This is a genomic window from Serratia sp. NCCP-200 (genome assembly GCF_059697885.1).
Genome location: NZ_BAAKUJ010000004.1, coordinates 189,132 through 208,313 on the forward strand (window position 1 = coordinate 189,132; position 19,182 = coordinate 208,313).

The window sequence follows — 19,182 nt, forward strand, 5'->3', positions numbered from 1 at the left end:
ATCTTCAAGAAATTTGAATGGCTGGAGCGATTGAAACCATCAGCCAAATCCACTCGATTTATGCTTTGGCTCTGTTAGTATCGGAAATGGGTATATTTTCATTAGTATACAAGGAGAATGCATGTCTGTACCGCTGATCCTGACCTTGTTAGCCGGGGGCGCAACCTTTGTCGGTGCCCTGCTCGGCATTATTGGCCAGAAGCCCTCCAACCGCCTGCTGGCGTTTGCGCTCGGCTTTGCCGCAGGGATTATGCTGTTAATTTCATTGATGGAAATGCTGCCCGCTGCGTTGCACACCGTCGGCATGTCGCCCATGCTTGGCTACGGCATGTTTATGCTCGGGCTGTTAGGTTACTTTGCGCTGGATCGCATGCTGCCACACCAGCATCCGCAAGATCTGGTGCAAAAGCCCATCAAGCCCCATAACCTGAAACGCACCGCCATGCTGCTGACGCTCGGCATCAGCCTGCACAACTTCCCGGAAGGGATTGCTACCTTTGTCACCGCCAGCGCCGATCTGGAACTGGGGATGGGCATTGCGCTCGCGGTCGCCATCCACAATATTCCAGAAGGATTGGCGGTCGCCGGGCCGGTGTATGCGGCAACCGGCTCCAAAACCAAGGCGCTGCTGTGGTCTGGTATTTCCGGCATGGCAGAAATTCTGGGGGGCGTTCTGGCCTTCCTGGTGCTCGGCCCGATGGTTTCACCGGTGGTGATGGCGTCGATTATGGCTGCGGTGGCCGGGATTATGGTGGCGCTGTCGGTAGATGAATTAATGCCGTTGGCCAAAGAGATCGATCCACATAATAATCCAAGCTATGGCGTGCTGTGCGGCATGGCGGTGATGGGATTTAGCCTGACGCTGTTGCAAAGCGGCGGCATCGGATAAAGAATTTTAAGCACAAAAAAGCCGCTTCATCAGCGGCTTTTTCATTTCAGTCAGCGACTCAGCTGGCTTTCTTTTCGTGCGACTGGCGATAGGCCACCAGATCTTCGATAGTCAGCACCACCATGTCATGCTGCTTGGCAAAGGTGATCACTTCTGGCGCATGCGCCATGCTGCCGTCATCGTTAGTCAGCTCGCACAGCACGCCAGCGGGTTTGAAACCGGCCATTGAGACCAGATCGATGGTCGCTTCAGTGTGGCCACGGCGGTTCAATACGCCACCAGGCTGAGCACGCAGCGGGAACACGTGGCCTGGGCGGTTCAAATCGCTCGGCTTGGCACCGTCTGCAATGGCCGCACGGATGGTCGTCAGGCGATCGCTAGCCGATACGCCAGTGGTCACGCCCTGCGCCGCTTCAATCGTCACGGTAAAGGCGGTCTGGAACTGGCTGGAGTTGTTGGTGACCATCATCGGCAGCTCAAGCTGCTGGCGACGATCTTCAGTGATACACAGGCAAACAATGCCGCTACCGTGGCGAATGGTCAGCGCCATCTGTTCAACGGTCATGGTTTCTGCGGCGAAGATCATGTCACCTTCGTTTTCACGGTTTTCATCATCAAGCACCATTACACCGCGCCCGTTGCGCAGTGCATCTAGAGCGCGTTCAACGCGTTCTTCCGGCGTGCCGAAATCTGAAAGTAGAGTCTGATTCATGGTAAAAAACCTCATTAAAATTATGGATTACCAGAACCAGGGCGATCTTGAGGAGTGGCTATGCCAATAGCCAAAAAAATAACGCAAGCGGGGCATACGCCCGACAGGTGTCGTTACTCTCTCCCATCCGGACTATAACCGTCGGCCCCGGAATTACACCGGATCTGCTGACCTCTAACCCACTCCTGAGAGATAGGCTGAGCGCTCGCGGGCTTTCACCGTGAATGGTGATTTACCGCCGGTGGGGACTTGCACCCCGCCCTGAGAATAAGCATCTCGACTATAACCCCATCGCTTTAGCGTTTCAAGCCATCCGGTCGCGTAATGAGGGATCGCGCAGCAAACACGGTAATGGTTTATCCGGCGAGCAACTCGCATTACACTAGGCATCTGCCACCAAATATCAGAAAGGGAAACGCCATGATTGACCCGAAAAAAATTGAACAGATCGCACGCCAGGTCCAAGAGTCGATGCCTAAAGGCGTACGTGAATTCGGGGAAGACGTTGAGAAAAAAATCCGCCAGGTACTGCAAGCGCAGTTGACCCGTCTGGATCTGGTTAACCGCGAAGAATTTGACGTGCAGACTCAAGTCCTGCTGCGCACCCGCGAGAAGCTGGCATTGCTGGAACAGCGCTTGACTGAATTGGAAGGCAAGCTGGATACCGCACCGGTAGCCAAGCCAGCAGACGAATAAGTTTATTGTAAGGGGCGCATCAATGCGCCCTTATTGCTTGGAGACCACCGCCGGCGTTTTACGCGGCAGCACCAGCCAAATCAGCACCAACATCGCCAGCGCATACAGGCTTTTCCAGCCGATAATCACTAGTAACAACAAGCACAAAGCGGATCCGACGATCGCCATCAGCCGCGAACGCCCCTGCAAGATCCGCCAACCCGCCAACATACACAGCAGATAAATCAGCACGAAAATGCCATTGGCATACACCAGCAACGTATCCAGCGGCAGCTTCAGGGTATAGATCAGCAAAGTGAACAGCAGGCAGCAACCTACCACTGCGCTCAATGCATTGACCGGCACCTGACCCGCAGAGAGTTTGGCTAAGCCGCTAGCAGGCTTTTCCTGGGCCTGTGACCAGACCAGGCGGGCAAAGCTCTGGGTGTAGATATTCACGCTGGCAAAACAGGCCAGATAGCCGATGATGCAGGCAATCCACAGCGCATGCTCGCCAAACAGTTGCACCACGATCCCCGGCAACGAAGCGGCCGCCGCCTGATGTTCGCCGTAAGCATGGAAGTGCAGCACCGCTACGGTACAGCCCCAATAGACCGCCCCCGCCACCAACAGCCCGAGCATTAACGCACGTGGAAAGTCCCGCTCTGGATGGCGAAACTCGGTCGCCAGATGAGCAAAAGCCTCCAGCCCGACAAAGCACCAGAACATCACCGCCAACGCGTGGAACATATTAGGAGGAGAAATATCGCTGACCGCAGGCCATGGGATTTGGGATGGGGTAATGCCGCCTTGCCACCAGATAGCCCCCACCAGAGCTATCACCAGAAGGGCAATCAAGGTCTGAATATTGGCACTGGAACCGGCGCTGCGTGTGCCAAGCAGCCAAATCACCACTAGCGTGACAATTTGCACCAGCAACAGGCCGTTGGCATCCCAACCAAAGGTGGCCTGCCAGAATCCTGCGGCGATTTGTAATGCGGCAGGCAACCCAACGGGGATCACAGAGAGGAACAGCCAAGCGGTTACCTTTGCCATGCGTGGCCCAAAAGCCAGGCCGACAAAATGCGCGGCACCACCGGCGCTGGGGAAATGGCGGCCCAACGCCGCAAAAGCGATGGCGATCGGGAATACCAGCACAATCAGTATTGGCCAGGCCCACAGGCTGTCGCCACCCGCCACCTGCGCCGCCAATGCCGGAACGGCAAAGACCCCGGTACCCAACAGTGAAGTGGACAATAGCCCAACGCCCTGCGCTAAACTCAGCTCCTGCTTTAGTCCACTCACTGCAAACCACCCTGTTTACCCGTCGTCTTTTTCGGGCGCAGTGCTCAGCGCCCCTACAGTCAAAAAATATTAACCGCGCCCATCCTTGATGGCCTTGATGATGTTGGTGGTGGATAACCCATCTTCAAAGTTCAGTACCCGCACATCGCCACCGTTGGCCCAGACTTCAGCACTGCCAGCAATCTCATGCGGCTGGTAGTCACCGCCCTTCACCAGTAGATCCGGCAGAACTTCGGCGATCAGGCGTTGCGGCGTATCCTCTTCAAACGGCACTACCCAATCCACGGCTCCCAGCGCGCCCAACACCACCATTCGGTTTTCCAACAGGTTAACCGGGCGGGTTTCCCCTTTCAGGCGTTTGGTTGACGCATCGCTGTTCACCGCCACGATCAGGCGATCGCCCAATTTGCGCGCATTCGCCAGGTACGAGACATGGCCTGCGTGCAGAATGTCGAAGATGCCGTTGGTCATCACCACTTTCTCGCCGCGTTGGCGCGCCTGCGCTACCGCTTTTTTCAGCTCGGCTTCTGTCATTACACCAAAGCCGGTTTCGGCGCGGCCACGAATGGCGTTTTCCAGCTCGACTGGCGAGACGGTCGAGGTGCCCAACTTACCCACCACCACACCGGCGGCGGCGTTAGCCAAGAAGCAGGACTCTTCCAGAGTATTACCCGCCGCCAGGGCGGTGGCCAGCACACCGATCACCGTATCACCGGCACCGGTCACGTCGAACACTTCCTGCGCCTGGGTTGGCAGATGCAACGGCTCACGGCCCGGTTGCAGCAACGTCATCCCCTGCTCGGAACGGGTGATCAGCAGTGCAGACAGTTCAAAGTCCGCCACCAGCTTCATCCCACGCGTCACCAGCTCTTCTTCACTTTGACAATGACCGACCACGGCTTCAAATTCGGACAGGTTTGGGGTCAGCAGCGTAGCGCCACGGTAACGTTCAAAATCGGTGCCTTTCGGGTCGATCAGTACCGGAACCTTCGCCGCACGCGCCAATGCGATCATGCCTTGCACCTTGCTCAGCGCGCCCTTGGCGTAATCCGACAGTACCAGTGCGCCAATCTGCGGCAATACCTGCTGGATACGCTCCATGATCGGCTGCGGATCGACGTTGGAGAAACCTTCCTCGAAGTCCAGGCGGATCAGCTGTTGGTTACGGGAAAGTACGCGCAGCTTGGTGATAGTTGGGTGCGTAGGGACCGAGACAAAGTCACAGCGCACGTTAACTTCGTTGAGCTTGGCGCTCAGCGCACGCGCCGCGTCGTCGATCCCCGTCAGACCCACCAGGCGCGAATTGGCCCCTAACGAGGCGATGTTCATCGCAACGTTAGCCGCACCACCGGGACGCTCTTCGATGGTTTCAACCTTGACCACCGGCACCGGCGCTTCCGGTGAAATACGGCTGGTCGGCCCATACCAATAGCGATCCAACATGACGTCACCAACCACCAACACACCGGCGCGGCGAAAATCAGGTAGTGTAACTTTCATCCGATAACTCCAAACAAGTCATAAAAATAAATTCGGCAGATATTAGCATAATAGCCCGCAATACCCGTAAAAACTGCCTACCAGCTCAATGCTTAGGCAAACAATACGTCTCCCTCAGCCCAGCCATTTGCTCCAACTGGCGCGCACCTGCTCACGCTCGGCAGCAAACAGCTCGCTGCTGACTTTGCTGGAGTGTTCCTGTAACGCCAGATGGTGGATCTCATCACGCATGGTGACATAAGCCTGGGTCAACGCCTGGGCCTCGTCTTCCGGCATGATGTCGTAATTAGCCATCAGCTCAAAGATACGCACGTTATCCGACCAACGCGTCAGGCGCGGTTCACCCGCGGCATAACCTAAGACCAGGTATTGGGCAATAAATTCGATATCGGTGATCCCGCCTTCGTCCGCTTTGATATCAAACAGATCGCGCTGTTTGCTGCCCAGATGGTTGCGCATTTTCTCGCGCATTTCACGCACCTCCTGCTGCAGCTTGTTCACTTCACGCGGTTTGCACAAAATTTCGCGGCGGATCGCATCGAACTGCTGATGCAGCGCCGGATCGCCATACACGATGCGCGCCCGCACCAGAGCCTGATGCTCCCAGGTCCAGGCTTCGTTACGCTGATAATCGGCAAAGGCTTCGACGGTGCTGACCAGCATCCCGGCAGCTCCGGAAGGACGCAGACGGGCATCCACCTCATAGAGAATGCCGGAAGAGGTGCGGGTGCTGAACAAATGCATCACCCGCTGCGCCAGGCGCAGATAGAACTGACGGCCATCGATGCAGCGATCGCCATCCGTCATGACGTCTGGTGGACAATCCAGCAGGAACACCAGATCTAGATCCGAGCTATAGCCCAGTTCCCAGCCTCCCAGCTTACCGTAGCCGATCACCGCGAACCCTAACCCCTCCCGCTCATGCAGATGGGTTGGTTGACCGTAGCGCGCGACCATGTCTTTCCACGCCTGCTGCACCACCGCATCAATGATCGCCTCGGCCAGATAGGTTAAGTGATCGCTCACTTTCATCACCGGCAGCACCTCGGCGATATCCGCAGCGGCAATGCGCAAGTGTTGTGCCTGCTTGAACTGCCGCAACGCTTCCAACTGCTGTTCTTCATCGTCTTCCGGCACCCGCAGGCGGTATTGGCGCAGTTCGCTACGATAGGCATCCGGGGCCACCGGTTGGTACAGCGTGGCCGGATCCAACAGCTCGTCGAGCAACAGTGGGTAACGCGCCAGTTGGCTGGCCACCATCGGGGATGCGGCACAAAGGCGGATCAGGTGGCTGAGAGCGGCATGGTATTCCACCAGCAGCTCGAGGTAGGTGGTGCGGGTCACGATGCTTAGCAACAGCTGGGTCAGGCGCGTCAGAGCCGTGGCCGCGTCCACGCGCGAACACACTTCGGCCAGCAAGCGTGGCATCAGTTGATCCAGCACGTCACGGCCACGCGGGCCAATGGTGCGTTTGTCCACGTCGTGGCGGAAGTCGGCGATGGAACGCAGCATCTGCCGCCGCGCCTCTTCGTCCAGATGGGGCGTCAGTGGCTCTAGCTCGCTCTCATCCAACGCATCCTGCCACAGGCTGTGGTAATGCTGGTAGTTGGGATCTTCGCCTACGTCTGGGCTATCGTCGCCGATCAGGTCATCAAATACCGTACGGACCTGGCGCATGTGCTCGTCCAGCACCATCATCAACGACGGCCAGTCTGGCTGATCCATTCCCCAGGCCAGTCGCGCCTGATCCAGCTCGTCCTGCGGCAGGGTCTGGGTCTGCTGGTCGGCAATCGCCTGCAACAGATTCTCCAGCCGCCGCAGGAACAGATAGCCGTCACTCAGCTCTGCGACCTGCTGCGCGGTCAACAACCCCAGTTCACCCACCGCCTGCAACGTCGGCAGCAGTGATCGCCCCTGCAAACTGGGCTCACGCCCACCACGGATCAGTTGGAAGACCTGGGTGATAAATTCGATTTCGCGGATGCCACCGGCACCCAGCTTGATGTTGTCCTTCAGCCCCCGCCGCCGCACTTCGCGGGCAATCATGCCCTTCATATTACGCAGCGACTGGATCACGCTGAAATCGATATAGCGACGGAACACGAATGGCCGCAATGTCTTACGCAGCTCCTGGCTATAGGCATCTTCATGCCCCCCCATCAGGCGCGCCTTGACCATCGCGTAGCGTTCCCAATCGCGCCCCTGCTCCTGGTAATAATCTTCCAGCGCGGCAAAGCTCATCACCAGCGGGCCGCTATCGCCAAAGGGCCGCAGACGCATATCGACGCGGTAGACAAAGCCGTCGATGGTTTGCTGATCCAACGCTTTGATCAGCCGTTGCCCCAGGCGGGTAAAGAATTGGGCGTTATCCAGCTCACGCCGCCCACCTTGGGTGTGGCCGTTTTCCGGATAGGCAAAGATCAGATCAATATCAGAGGAGAAATTCAGTTCGCCACCGCCGAGTTTGCCCATCCCCAGGATCAGCAAAGGTTGCGGCACGCCATCGGCATTGCAAGGCGTGCCCCACTCGCGGCAACAGGTTTGATAGAGCCAGTCACGAGCGCTGACGATCAGCGTTTCTGCCAGAGCACTCAGCTGTTGTAGCGTTTCTTGCGTGGTGCATAGCTGCTGAGCCTGCGCCCAGGCAATACGCACCAGGCTCTCACGGCGAAACAGACGGAGCACGCGCATAAGCTGCGCTTCGTCCTGCACCTCTTCAAGCTCATCCTGCAACCAGGCGGCATAGTGCTGCCACTCATCGGCCACCGGCGGCTGCTGGCGTAACGTTACCAACCATTCAGGATGGCCGAGCAACATGTCGCTGACAAAATCACTCGACGCCAGAACGCTTTGTTCTGCGGCGCTGAGTTTCAACTCCGCGCCCTGAGTTTCCTGAAATCGCTGCACGATGTTCTGTGCCTGAAGCTGTAACGCAGCAGAGAGTGGCAACATAGTGAATGACCCGTTCTGTGGCCTGCAGCCCGGCAGGCCCGCTGGAGTTAACGAACCGCGCCGTTTAACCAGAATGGCGCATGGGATAATGCCTGTTTGCGGCTGGCTTCGTACCAACCCTGACGACGCTCGGCAATGGCTGATTGCAGTTCGCGCCAGCTGTCGATATACGGCCCGGTTTCGCTATCCGGATAGGCACCAGAAAGCAGGATAAACGCCAGCACCTGGCGCGTCAGGCGTGGCAGTTGCTCTTGATATTCATCTTCATTCAGGGTGCGTGTAAAGGCTTCTTTCAGCTCTGCGGCGCTACGGCCCAGCATGATATCGCTAAAACGCTTGAATGAACCATCCAGCTTAGCCTGCGATTTGGCATCGATAAACGGCCGCCATGCGCCGGTGATCAACCACGATGTGAGTGCCAACTTACATTGCAGATACTCCGTGCCGTAGCACAGCTCCTGCGGCTGGGTGGTTTTATCCACCAGCAAAGGCTCTAAAGCCGTCAGCCGAGCGCGCAGATCGGTGCTTGCCTTGCGCGGAACCAAGCCGCCAAAGATCACCAGCGCCTGGCGGATCAGACCGATGGCTTCCATTACCGCACGGCGTGCCTGCTTGTCGCCACGCAGCCACAGCTCTTCGTGATACTGCCAATGGCTCAGCGCCAGCTCGAAAGCGGCTACCATGCCTTGTTCTACTGTGGACTTAGGTGCAGGCTTCAGCACGCTTAACGGGCGTAACTCACGTTCGGCATTGCCCTGCGCCAGATGATAGCCCCGAGCCGCTTTGCTGAGGCTGCCCTGGCGTAAACCACCCTGTTCCGCCAATGCAGTGGCCAATGCCAGCAAATCAGCAGTCTCACCGCTTTTCAGCTCCAGCTCCAGCTCGCATAACGGTTCAGCCAGTTCACCCGCGCGGACTTCACCCTGGTCGAGCCCAATCTCGATCTCGCTTGCGCCGTAAGTGACCACCCACTTTTCACGCACAAAGTCGGTGCGGAACAGCGGCTGCAACGCCTTTTGCAACGGGGCCAGCTTGCAGCCCTCCGGCCAGATATCCGCCGGGAATTTTTTCAGCGCCAGAGCGGGTTTGGCAATGGCGACATTATATTCCGGCCGCTGGTGCAGCCCACCCACCACCGAACCGGCGGTTTTGATGGTCATTTCATAGCTATCGTCAAAACCGCGAATACGCAGGCCCATATCATGGTTGCGCAGGAAGTTGTCGGCGGTTTCATAGTAGATATTGGTCAGCTTCTGCGGCGCAGAATGCTGATTGGGCCAGGCGGCAATCCGCTCCGGTAGGCTGGCAATCGCTGCGGGGGAAACAATAAACTTCAGTTCTATTTCAACGCTCATAGTTCTTTTACACCAATAGGTTAGGCATTCGCGTGAGTCTTCACGGCGGCGGAGTCTGCCGGCCGCACTCAGCCCGACGACGCACAGTGAGAGTATCTTACCGCGATTCCCCCTGACTTGACTCTGCCAACTGCAGAAAAAACCTGTTACGTTATAGAATGCTGCGCAACTGACGGGATTTAGCATAGTAAGATAGTTCCCATTCCGGTTTTGGCGTTGCGCCGTCAGACTGAACGCTCTACTATCGTTCCATAAATCCACGCAGAAACGATGACATAATGCAGAAATTACGCCTGATTTGCCTTGCCGTGCTGAGTTTTAGCATCACTTGGGGCGCACACGCCGAAGATAAACGCTATATCTCCGATGAATTAAATACTTATGTCCATAGCGGCCCAGGTAACCAATACCGTATCGTCGGCACCTTGAATGCCGGTGAAGAAGTCACGCTGTTGAGCGTCAATGACAGCACCAGCTACGGCCAGATCCGCGATTCCAAAGGACGCAGCGTCTGGATCCCGCTGGATCAGCTGAGCCAGACGCCAAGCCTGCGCACCCAGGTGCCAGAGCTAGAACAGCAGGTGAAAACCCTGACCGACAAGCTGGCCAATATTGATAATAGCTGGAACCAGCGCACCGCCGAAATGCAGCAGAAAGTGGCCGCTAGCGATAGCACCATCAGCGGCCTGCAGCAGGAAAACCAGGATCTGAAAAATCAGCTGGTTGTGGCGCAGAAGAAGGTGAACGCGGTGAATCTGCAACTTGATGACAAACAGCGCACCATTATTCTGCAATGGTTCATGTACGGCGGCGGCGTTGCCGGCGTTGGTTTGCTGCTCGGCCTGCTGTTGCCGCACCTGATCCCACGCCGCAAGAATAACCGCTGGATGAACTGATTGCTGTTCCGCCAGTTTAAGCGCCTTCGGGCGCTTTTTTATTGCCTGACGCATCCGCTGCCCAATTGATGTAATCTGATCAAACGAGCTATTGATAGGAGTTGAACCGTGAAAATTTACCTGGTCGGCGGTGCCGTCCGTGACACCCTGCTTAACTTACCGGTAGTGGATCACGACTGGGTGGTGGTCGGCGCAACGCCTGCCGATCTGCTGGCTCTTGGCTATCAGCAGGTAGGTAAAGACTTCCCGGTATTCCTCAACCCGCAAACTCATGAGGAGTATGCGCTGGCCCGCACCGAACGTAAATCCGGCCAGGGTTACACCGGATTTACCTGCTACGCCGCCCCGGACGTGACGCTGGAAGAGGATCTGCTGCGGCGCGATCTCACCATCAACGCCATGGCGCGGGGTGATGATGGAGTATTGGTTGACCCCTATAACGGCAAGGCCGATCTCGACGCCCGCCTGTTACGCCATGTCTCCGACGCTTTTGGCGAAGATCCGCTGCGAGTGTTACGCGTGGCGCGTTTTGCCGCCCGCTTTGCCTCCCTGGGTTTTACCGTTGCCCCTGAAACCACCGCGCTGATGCAGCAGATGGCCGAAAGCGGTGAACTGGCCTCCCTGACGGCGGAGCGCGTGTGGAAAGAGACCGAGAAGGCATTACAGAGCCAGAGCCCGCAGGTGTATTTCCAGGTGCTTCGCGACTGCGGAGCGTTGAAAGTGCTGTTCCCGGAAATCGACGCCCTGTTTGGCGTGCCAGCCCCAGAGAAATGGCACCCGGAAATTGATACTGGCGTACACACGCTGATGACGCTGGCGATTGCCACCCAGCTCAGCCCCGAGGTAGATATCCGCTTCGCGGCGCTGTGCCACGATCTCGGGAAAGGCATCACGCCGCAAGAACTCTGGCCACACCACTATGGCCATGGCCCTGCAGGCGTCAGGCTGGTTGAGAAGCTTTGCCAACGGCTGCGAGTGCCTAATCCGGTACGTGAGCTGGCGAAGCTGGTGGCGGAGTACCACGACCTGATCCACACGGTCAATAAACTGCGGCCAGAAACGCTGTTAAAACTGTTTGATGCCATCGATGTATGGCGTAAACCGCAGCGGCTGGAGCAGATGATCCTCACCAGCGAAGCCGATGCTCGCGGACGCACCGGTTTTGAAAACAACCCTTATCCGCAGGGCGATTACCTGCGCCAGGCCTATCAGGTTGCCAACGCGGTTTCGGTCAAAGAGGTGGTGGAAAGTGGCCTGCAAGGGCTGGCGATCCGCGACGAGGTCAAACGCCGCCGTCAGCAGGCGTTGGCGGACTGGAAGAAACAGCAAGAACCTCAGCCTTAGGTAAAACGGGCGCGGCATGCGCCCCTACCTACCCCTCCAGCACCAACGAGTCACGGCTGATTTCAGCGATACTTTTCGCCCCCGTGAGCGTCATCGCTACGCACATCTCTTTTTTGATCAATGCGAGCAGGTTTTCCACCCCAGCCTGGCCTGCTGTCGCCAGCGCATAGAGATAGGCGCGCCCAAGCAACACACTGTCCGCCCCGAGCGCGATCATGCGCACCACGTCTAATCCGCTGCGTATCCCACTGTCTGCCAGGATGGTGATATCCCCTTTCACCGCGTCGGCAATCTTCGGTAGCGCACGAGCAGAAGAGAGCACCCCATCCAGTTGGCGACCACCGTGGTTGGAAACCACAATCCCGTCAGCACCAAAACGCACGGCATCACGTGCATCGTCGGCATCGAGAATGCCCTTTATCACCATCGGCCCCTGCCAGAAATCACGGATCCATTCCAAATCACTCCATGAAATCGAAGGGTCAAAGTTGGCCCCCAGCCACCCGATATAATCTGCTAATCCGGTGGGCTTTCCGAGGTAAGCGGAAATATTGCCCAGATCGTGCGGACGCCCATTCAAGCCAACATCCCACGCCCAGGCAGGATGGGTAACGGCTTGCCAATAGCGCCGCTGGGCGGCATAGGGGCCACTCATTGCCGAATGTGCATCGCGGTAACGGGCGCCTGGTGTCGGCATATCCACGGTGAAGACCAAAGTGGTACAGCCTGCAGCTTTAGCCCGCTCCAAGGCATTACGCATGAACCCACGATCCTTCAACACATACAGCTGGAACCACATGGGCCGCTTGATGGCCGGCGCCACCTCTTCGATTGGGCACACCGATACGGTCGAAAGCGTAAACGGAATGCCTTGTTGTTCTGCAGCCTTTGCAGCCTGCACCTCACCACGGCGGGCATACATGCCACATAACCCTACCGGGCCAAGGACGACAGGCATGGCCAAAGTTTCGTTAAACAGTTTGGTTTCCAGGCTAAGCGCCGACATGTTCTTAAGAACACGCTGCCTCAATGCGACCTGAGCCAGATCTTCCACGTTACGCCGTAAAGTGTGCTCGGCATAAGCGCCGCCATCAATGTAGTGAAACAAAAACGGCGGCAGTTTACGTTGTGCCGCAGCGCGATAATCCGTGGCTGCTGAGATAATCATCAAACGATCTCCCTTTGTTACGGTGAATTGTCATCAGGAAGGCGGGTTATACGCGCCTGCCTGGCCTCGTCTTCATGCAGATTTTTTATGGTGGAATGCACGAATCCCAGGTGAGATTTGGCCGCTTTACCCGCCCGTTCAGGATCGCCTGCCAGGATCGCCAGCAACAGTTCCTCGTGCTGTTCAGTCAGCCGGGTGAAAATCGTCGGCTGGGTGTACATACGCTGGCGGCTATGCATGACGGAGGAGCGCATTAAATCGAAAAAACCGCGCATGGTTTGCAGCAACACCACGTTGTGTGAAGCCTCGGCAATCGCCAAATGGAAGCGCACATCAGCCTGAGCGGCAAGTTCAGGATGATCGCTCTCCTGAAGCGTTAACATGGCGTCAAAGCAAGCCTGTAGCTTCTCTTTGTCTGCGGCGGTGGCGCGCATTGCCGCGTGCCAGGCGGTGCTGGCCTCAATGGCGTGGCGAGCTTCCAGAATGTCATAACGATAGTCAGGATCGTCGGCAACCAAGGTTCTCAGCGGTTCCACGATGCATTGCTCCGACCAGGGGGAAAGCTCGTCGCAGACATAGGTTCCGCCGCCACGTCGGCTGATGAGCGCTTTTTCACCAATCAGTTTTTGAATCGCCTCACGTAAAGAGGAACGCGAGACACCCAACTCGTTGGCCAACTGGCGCTCGGCAGGCAAGCGCATCCCCATTTCCAGTTGGCGTTCGCGGATCATCACCTTGATACGCTCAACCAAACGATCGGCCGAGCGTAGTGGCTCAATGGGTTGAAGATTTACAGTCATGGGATCATCCAGGTCAGCCAGTAAGCCTGAAGCGTAGTAATAACCCCCACCATACAGGTGAAGATCAGGCTGTGTTTTACCGTAAAGCGGAACAGGTCAGACTCTTTCCCCACCAACCCCACGGCAGCACAGGCAATCGCGATAGACTGTGGTGAAATCATTTTGCCTGTGACTCCACCGGTGGTGTTAGCCGCAACCAACAGCACATCCGAAACGCCGATCTGCTGGGCGGTGGTGGCCTGCAGAGCGGCAAACAACGCGTTGGACGAAGTGTCTGAGCCGGTCAGGAATACGCCCAACCAGCCAAGGAACGGTGAGAAAAAGGTGAACGCGCTGCCGGTATGCGCCAATGCCAGCGCCAAGGTTGCCGACAGGCCGGAATAGTTGGAAATAAAGGCAAAGGCTAACACCATGCCAATGGAATAGATGGGCAGCATCAACGCCTTTAGCGTTTCAGCCAGCGTGGTGAGCGCATCTTTGGGCTTCATGCGTAGGTAAATCACAGAGGCGATCGCAGCAACCATAATGGCGGTGCCGGTGGCAGAGAACCAGTCAAGTTTGAAAACGGCGACATAAGGCGTGATGTTTGCCACCACCGGCGGCATTTTGGCCACCAGCTTATCCAGAAAAGGCACCGGAATAGAGAACACCCACTCGTACAGCGCACCACCTTGAGCGAACAGCGCTTTAAACGGCGGGATGCTCCACAGGGTGACCGTAGCGGTCAGGAAAATAAACGGCATCCAGGCGCGAATTATCTGCCCTAAAGCATAGTGCTGCTGCACCAGCTTTTGGTCGACGACCGCCCCTTCTGCATGATCGAAGCGGAACAGGCGTTTTGGCTGCCAAACCCGCAGAAACAGCGTCAGGCATACCAGTGAAACCAGCGAGGAGATGATGTCTGGCAACTCTGGCCCAAGAAAGTTGGAGCTGAGATACTGCGCCAATGCAAAGCTTCCCCCCGCCACAACCACCGCAGGCCAGGTTTCTTTAATGCCGCGCCAACCGTCCATAATTGCCATGATCCAGAACAGCACGATAATCGTCAGGAACGGCAATTGGCGCCCGACCATCTGGCCGATTGCAAAGCTGTCCAACCCGGTCACCTGGCCCGCAACGATAATCGGGATGCCCATAGCGCCGAAAGCCACCGGGGCGGTGTTGACGATCAGGCAAAGCCCTGCGGCATACAACGGATTGAACCCCAGCCCAACCAACAAGGCGGCGGTAATGGCTACCGGTGCGCCAAACCCGGCGGCACCTTCCAGAAAGGCACCAAAACAGAAGCCAACGATCAACATCTGTAAACGTTGGTCGGGGGTGATAGAGAGAATGGAAGAGCGGATGATGTCAAACTGCCCGGTCTTCACCGAAATCTGGTAGACAAATACTGCGGCAATAATGATCCAGGCTATCGGCCACAACCCGTAGAAAAAACCATAAACCACCGCAGCAAGCGCTCGGTCAATGGGCATGCGGTAGAGGAGTAACGCCACCAGCAAAGCTATCCCAACGGTTAACGTTGCTGCAATATGCCCCTTGAGCTTAAGTTTAATCAGTGCCAAGAAGAAAAACGCAATAGGCAGTGCCGCGATCGCACTTGATAGCCAAATATTGCCAATGGGATCATAAACTTGTTGCCAGACTTCCATGTAGTTAACTCCCGCGATTATTCACCTACTCCTCCGCTTAATGGGTCGTACCAACAGGGCGAAGTCATATAATTGATAACCGATAGTTAACTTACTGTTAAAAACATGCAATGTGTCTGTTTGGGTTTTTGCCGTTTATGTGCCAGAGGTTCACATTTTTCCGGCATTGGTCGGACCAAAAGGAGGAGAAGGGGGTGCTAAATGAGCAAGATTAAGCAGCAACATTATTTGGTGAACCCTCGCGCTATAGCCTTTTTTAATATGTGTATGATGTGGTGCAGACAACAGCAGGAGTACATACATGACAGCAAATAATAGGCTCATTAATAATGTGGGTATTAACCTTAACGCCAGCTTTGCTGCCAAACTACATAATCACGCAACGAAAAAATGGCAGGAAGAAAACAAGGGAACTCTCGAGGCATTAAATCATTTTCATGATGAACACGGCTGTTTCAGCGATGAGTACAGAACGTTTTAACAATGCAATTCACCGTCTACTGCAAAAACGGCAATAGATTTTCTCATTGATGGAATTTGAAGCCACTGGTAGCGACCAATCGAATGCGCCAATACAAGCAATATGAACATAGTGGGCAAAGAGCCCACTATTGGAGAGTAGAAACCGTTCGAGCTGGTGCAAGAATTAATTAATAAACACCATGTAGACCGCCGCCGCGACGATAAAGCGGTAGATGGCGAAAGGCACAAACGAGATACGCTTGATAAGCTGCAGGAAGGTCTTGATTGCAATTAACGCCACCACAAACGCGGTAGCGAAACCGACGGCAAACATCGGCAGGTCACTGAGCGTCAGGAAGTGCAGGCTCTTGTACAGATCCAGGCCGCTGGCCCCGAGCATCATCGGCACCGCCAGAATGAAGGAGAATTCAGAGGCCGCATAGCGGCTCACGCCAACCAGCATACCGCCCGAAATGGTAGAGCCGGAACGGGAAAAACCAGGCCACAGCGCCAGACACTGGAAGCAACCGATCAAAAATGCCTGCCGATAGGTAATATCATCCAGCCCGACCGCACGCGGCTTTTTCGGTTTCAGCCATTCGGCTGCCAGCAGCAGCAGCCCCCCAACGACCAAGGCATACATCACGTTTTTTGGTTCAAACAGGGATTTGATCACATCGTGGAAGATCAGCCCCAGGACAACCGCCGGGATCATCGCCAGCAGGATATGGCCCAGCTTCAGCCGCCCTGCCGTGTGCCCTTCATGGGGTACCGGTTTACCACCAAAGTGAATGCCGATCAGGCCAAACAGACGGCGCCAGAACACCACTACCACCGCCAGGATCGAACCCAGCTGGATAATAACTTCGAAGGTTTTCGCCTTATCTCCGGTAAAACCCAGTAACTCACCAACGATAATCATGTGCCCAGTAGAGGAAACCGGCAGGAACTCTGTCAGCCCTTCGACTACCCCAAGCACGAATGCCACAAACAATGAATGCATGTCCGCCATCAGACCACTACCCCATTTCAAATTTAACGCTATTAAAGGTACAAGCACAAAAAAGCGGCAGTGTTCAATACCTTGCCGCTTAAACAATTCTAGTTACAGACCAGCATATCGGTCTTTAGTTGCATATTGGTGACAACTTGTCAGGCTGGGCGCTGACCGCGTTCGATGATCACCCCAACCCGGCTGGCGTGCGCGACTGCACCCGGCTTGCTGACCTTAATACGGACCCAGGGAGATTTAAAGCGCCGTAGCAAAATTTCGGATACCTCCTCTGCGACACGCTCCACCAGCGCAAAACGATTGGGCTGCACATGCTGGATGACCGCATCGCTGATATCGGCATAGCTCAGGCAATCATTTACATCATCGCTGGCGGCCGCCTGGCAGTTGTCCCACGCCATTTCGATATCGAACACCAGCTTTTGCGCAATGGTTTGTTCCCAATCATAAACGCCAATGGTGGTGATCACGGTAAGCTCTTCAATAAATACGATATCCATCACGTCATTCTCAGTTTTTGGCCTTGCCGGATACCACTTCCGACGGAATATGCGTATTATCCATAGATGTTGCGAGTAAAACGACCATTATTAAACGGAACCGCGTTATGAGTGCTACCGCGCTTGGCATGATTATCTTCGCGTATCTGTGTGGCTCAATTTCCAGCGCGATCCTGGTTTGCCGGATCGCCAGGCTACCGGATCCGCGTGAACATGGATCGGGAAATCCAGGGGCGACTAACGTCCTGCGTATCGGCGGCCGCCTGGCGGCGGCTACGGTGTTGGTGTTCGATATACTAAAAGGGATGCTGCCAGTCTGGTTGGCCTATGCGTTCAACGTTCCACCGCTGTATTTGGGCCTGACGGCGATCGCCGCCTGTCTTGGGCATATCTACCCGGTGTTCTTCCACTTCCGTGGGGGCAAGGGCGTGGCGACGGCGTTCGGTGCCATTGCGCCGATCGGCTGGGATCTCACTGGCCTGATGACCGGCACCTGGCTGCTGACCGTACTGCTGAGCGGCTATTCCTCGCTCGGGGCGATCGTCAGTGCGCTGATTGCACCGTTCTACGTCTGGTGGTTCAAACCGCAGTTTACCTTCCCGGTGGCGATGCTCTCCTGCCTGATCCTGATGCGTCATCACGACAATATCCAGCGCCTGTGGCGCGGCCAGGAAGGGAAGATCTGGGGTAAGTTCCGCAAGAAGAAAGACGGTGTTGTGGAACAGGAAGATAAACCGGAAGAGTGATCAACAAGGCTGGAAACGTCAGCCTTCTGAAACGCTCAAGCCGCTGAAACATATTTTCTCCATGTCTTGAGAGGGCACACAGGGCCGTAAGCCGCGCCTTTGGCTGGTGCCGCGATGACGGATCCCGCGTCCCTCTGCCGCACTGACGCCCCTAACCAAATTTTGCCATCTCGTTTGCAACGGAAACTTAGGGATTATGATCAAGAGTAAGCCTAGAGTTTGGAGCATTCCCTCTCGTTGATCGGTCTGAATTCATAGACTTTATTGCATTAGAAGCAACAGTAAAGCGCGTGGAACAATCAATATCGCCATCAGAAGCCGTTCTGCAAAAGAAGAAGCGGATATTCTCGCTTCTTGGTGCTCGGGTAATATATAAGAATTCACCAGAGTTGCACTTCAGATTTCTGTCTGCCATGAAGCGTTTAATTTCATCAGGATTAATACTCTTATCCCCCCGATCTACATAAACAGAGCATTGATCTAACTCACCAATTTTATCATGCGTATCATAAAAAAGGACGCTTTCGGCCGGACCAATGGTAAACAGGCTGGCAAGCATTATGAAACATGCAGCAGGCAAGAAGAAACGGATCCCCGTATTTTCTTTGAGATAACTTCCCCAGGAACGCCGATTTACATTTTTTAATACTATTTCATCGCCAGAGACACTTTCTATCGGCACGTCACTGCTAATCGTGGCGGCCTCATCTTTTGAATCCCTGTTAACAGGAATCTCTTCAGCGGCAATATTAGGCTCACTTTTAGCCTGTGTATTATCGTCTTCCTCAAGCAACTGAACCTTACCAGTGAACTTTACCCCTACCTTAGGAATGGTTTTGATCGCCGAAATGATAACTCCCGCCTCTCTCATGCCTCTTCTGAGTAACAAGATGTTTTGGTAAAGAGTATTGATAGTGACGTATTGGCCGTGTTTTTCCCAAACTTCAGCAAGAAGAGTCTCTTGACGTACGACATCCCCAGGATTTTGCAGCAATAACAGCAAACAGCGGTTAACAGGGGTATTCAAGATCGTTTCCTTACCCCGTCTGCCAAGGGGGGTTAACCGATGCTCATCAGGTGTATACAAGACCGTGTCATTGATTACATATTTATTTTTCATTTTCAATCACCTGGAAGTTATCGCCACAAGAAAATGCATACGCTTACCATGAAGTATAATACTTCACATAAGAATTTCCCGACAAGCAACCCTT

Annotated in this window: 17 protein-coding genes and 1 riboswitch; of the genes, 6 read left to right on the plus strand and 11 right to left on the minus strand. The window is 55.4% G+C overall.

From position 1 onward, the window contains the following. Nucleotides 1-121 precede the first annotated feature (121 nt). Complete coding sequence (zupT, locus tag AC6HVW_RS15320; protein ID WP_021806868.1) at nt 122-889, plus strand: zinc transporter ZupT; 768 nt, start codon at nt 122-124, stop codon at nt 887-889. Nucleotides 890-947: 58 nt separating this feature from the next. On the opposite strand, the gene ribB is transcribed toward zupT, so the two are convergent. Further along, a complete protein-coding gene (gene ribB, locus AC6HVW_RS15325; protein ID WP_021179502.1) occupies nt 948-1,601 on the minus strand; it encodes a 3,4-dihydroxy-2-butanone-4-phosphate synthase in 654 nt (217 codons plus the stop codon). A 111-nt stretch (nt 1,602-1,712) separates the two neighbouring features. Next, a riboswitch (FMN riboswitch) is annotated at nt 1,713-1,874 on the minus strand. Nucleotides 1,875-2,021: 147 nt separating this feature from the next. Here ribB and ubiK point away from each other — a divergent pair. Continuing rightward, complete coding sequence (gene ubiK, locus AC6HVW_RS15330) at nt 2,022-2,297, plus strand: ubiquinone biosynthesis accessory factor UbiK (RefSeq protein WP_021806869.1); 276 nt, start codon at nt 2,022-2,024, stop codon at nt 2,295-2,297. Nucleotides 2,298-2,327: 30 nt separating this feature from the next. On the opposite strand, the gene yjeH is transcribed toward ubiK, so the two are convergent. The 4 genes from yjeH to AC6HVW_RS15350 all read right to left on the minus strand — a co-directional run bounded on the left by yjeH (nt 2,328) and on the right by AC6HVW_RS15350 (nt 9,388). Beyond that, nucleotides 2,328-3,581: an L-methionine/branched-chain amino acid transporter gene (gene yjeH / locus AC6HVW_RS15335; protein WP_059201850.1), complete on the minus strand. Its 1,254-nt coding sequence runs from the start codon at nt 3,579-3,581 to the stop codon at nt 2,328-2,330. A gap of 69 nt (nt 3,582-3,650) precedes the next feature. After that, nucleotides 3,651-5,081 (minus strand): bifunctional D-glycero-beta-D-manno-heptose-7-phosphate kinase/D-glycero-beta-D-manno-heptose 1-phosphate adenylyltransferase HldE, encoded by a 1,431-nt coding sequence (hldE, locus tag AC6HVW_RS15340; protein ID WP_071682107.1) that lies wholly within the window; start codon nt 5,079-5,081, stop codon nt 3,651-3,653. A gap of 114 nt (nt 5,082-5,195) precedes the next feature. Beyond that, nucleotides 5,196-8,033: a bifunctional [glutamate--ammonia ligase]-adenylyl-L-tyrosine phosphorylase/[glutamate--ammonia-ligase] adenylyltransferase gene (glnE, locus tag AC6HVW_RS15345; protein WP_071682108.1), complete on the minus strand. Its 2,838-nt coding sequence runs from the start codon at nt 8,031-8,033 to the stop codon at nt 5,196-5,198. A 47-nt stretch (nt 8,034-8,080) separates the two neighbouring features. Beyond that, nucleotides 8,081-9,388 (minus strand): CYTH domain-containing protein, encoded by a 1,308-nt coding sequence (locus AC6HVW_RS15350; protein WP_021806872.1) that lies wholly within the window; start codon nt 9,386-9,388, stop codon nt 8,081-8,083. A gap of 278 nt (nt 9,389-9,666) precedes the next feature. On the opposite strand from AC6HVW_RS15350, the gene AC6HVW_RS15355 reads away from it, so the two are divergent. Together AC6HVW_RS15355 and AC6HVW_RS15360 are read left to right on the plus strand one after the other, a co-directional pair. Then, nucleotides 9,667-10,284 (plus strand): TIGR04211 family SH3 domain-containing protein, encoded by a 618-nt coding sequence (locus AC6HVW_RS15355; RefSeq protein ID WP_021179496.1) that lies wholly within the window; start codon nt 9,667-9,669, stop codon nt 10,282-10,284. Between the two features lie 108 nt (nt 10,285-10,392). Then, entirely contained in the window at nt 10,393-11,628 is a 1,236-nt protein-coding gene (locus AC6HVW_RS15360; RefSeq protein WP_497569522.1) for a multifunctional CCA addition/repair protein, read from the plus strand. A 28-nt stretch (nt 11,629-11,656) separates the two neighbouring features. Here AC6HVW_RS15360 and lldD read toward each other — a convergent pair whose 3' ends face one another. Genes lldD through lldP form a run of 3 tightly spaced genes read right to left on the minus strand, consistent with a single transcriptional unit; the run spans nt 11,657 to nt 15,248 of the window. Then, complete coding sequence (gene lldD, locus AC6HVW_RS15365; RefSeq protein ID WP_166733417.1) at nt 11,657-12,796, minus strand: FMN-dependent L-lactate dehydrogenase LldD; 1,140 nt, start codon at nt 12,794-12,796, stop codon at nt 11,657-11,659. A gap of 17 nt (nt 12,797-12,813) precedes the next feature. Beyond that, entirely contained in the window at nt 12,814-13,596 is a 783-nt protein-coding gene (lldR, locus tag AC6HVW_RS15370) for a transcriptional regulator LldR (RefSeq protein ID WP_071682111.1), read from the minus strand. After that, nucleotides 13,593-15,248, minus strand: coding sequence for an L-lactate permease (lldP, locus tag AC6HVW_RS15375; RefSeq protein ID WP_071682112.1), 1,656 nt, complete (start codon nt 15,246-15,248; stop codon nt 13,593-13,595). The genes lldR and lldP overlap by 4 nt, the downstream gene beginning before the upstream one ends. Nucleotides 15,249-15,549: 301 nt before the next feature. On the opposite strand from lldP, the gene AC6HVW_RS15380 reads away from it, so the two are divergent. Continuing rightward, a complete protein-coding gene (locus AC6HVW_RS15380; RefSeq protein ID WP_497569523.1) occupies nt 15,550-15,729 on the plus strand; it encodes a type II toxin-antitoxin system CcdA family antitoxin in 180 nt (59 codons plus the stop codon). A 165-nt stretch (nt 15,730-15,894) separates the two neighbouring features. Here AC6HVW_RS15380 and bacA read toward each other — a convergent pair whose 3' ends face one another. After that, nucleotides 15,895-16,722: an undecaprenyl-diphosphate phosphatase gene (gene bacA, locus AC6HVW_RS15385; RefSeq protein WP_186485979.1), complete on the minus strand. Its 828-nt coding sequence runs from the start codon at nt 16,720-16,722 to the stop codon at nt 15,895-15,897. A gap of 140 nt (nt 16,723-16,862) precedes the next feature. Next, nucleotides 16,863-17,222: a bifunctional dihydroneopterin aldolase/7,8-dihydroneopterin epimerase gene (folB, locus tag AC6HVW_RS15390; protein WP_186485992.1), complete on the minus strand. Its 360-nt coding sequence runs from the start codon at nt 17,220-17,222 to the stop codon at nt 16,863-16,865. A 107-nt stretch (nt 17,223-17,329) separates the two neighbouring features. On the opposite strand from folB, the gene plsY reads away from it, so the two are divergent. Continuing rightward, nucleotides 17,330-17,968 carry a glycerol-3-phosphate 1-O-acyltransferase PlsY gene (gene plsY / locus AC6HVW_RS15395; protein ID WP_059201859.1) on the plus strand — a complete coding sequence of 213 codons (639 nt, stop codon included), beginning with the start codon at nt 17,330-17,332 and terminating at the stop codon, nt 17,966-17,968. Nucleotides 17,969-18,155: 187 nt separating this feature from the next. Here plsY and AC6HVW_RS15400 read toward each other — a convergent pair whose 3' ends face one another. Beyond that, nucleotides 18,156-19,088, minus strand: a complete 933-nt coding sequence (locus AC6HVW_RS15400) for a winged helix-turn-helix domain-containing protein (RefSeq protein WP_497569524.1) — start codon at nt 19,086-19,088, stop codon at nt 18,156-18,158. Between the last annotated feature and the right edge of the window lie 94 nt (nt 19,089-19,182).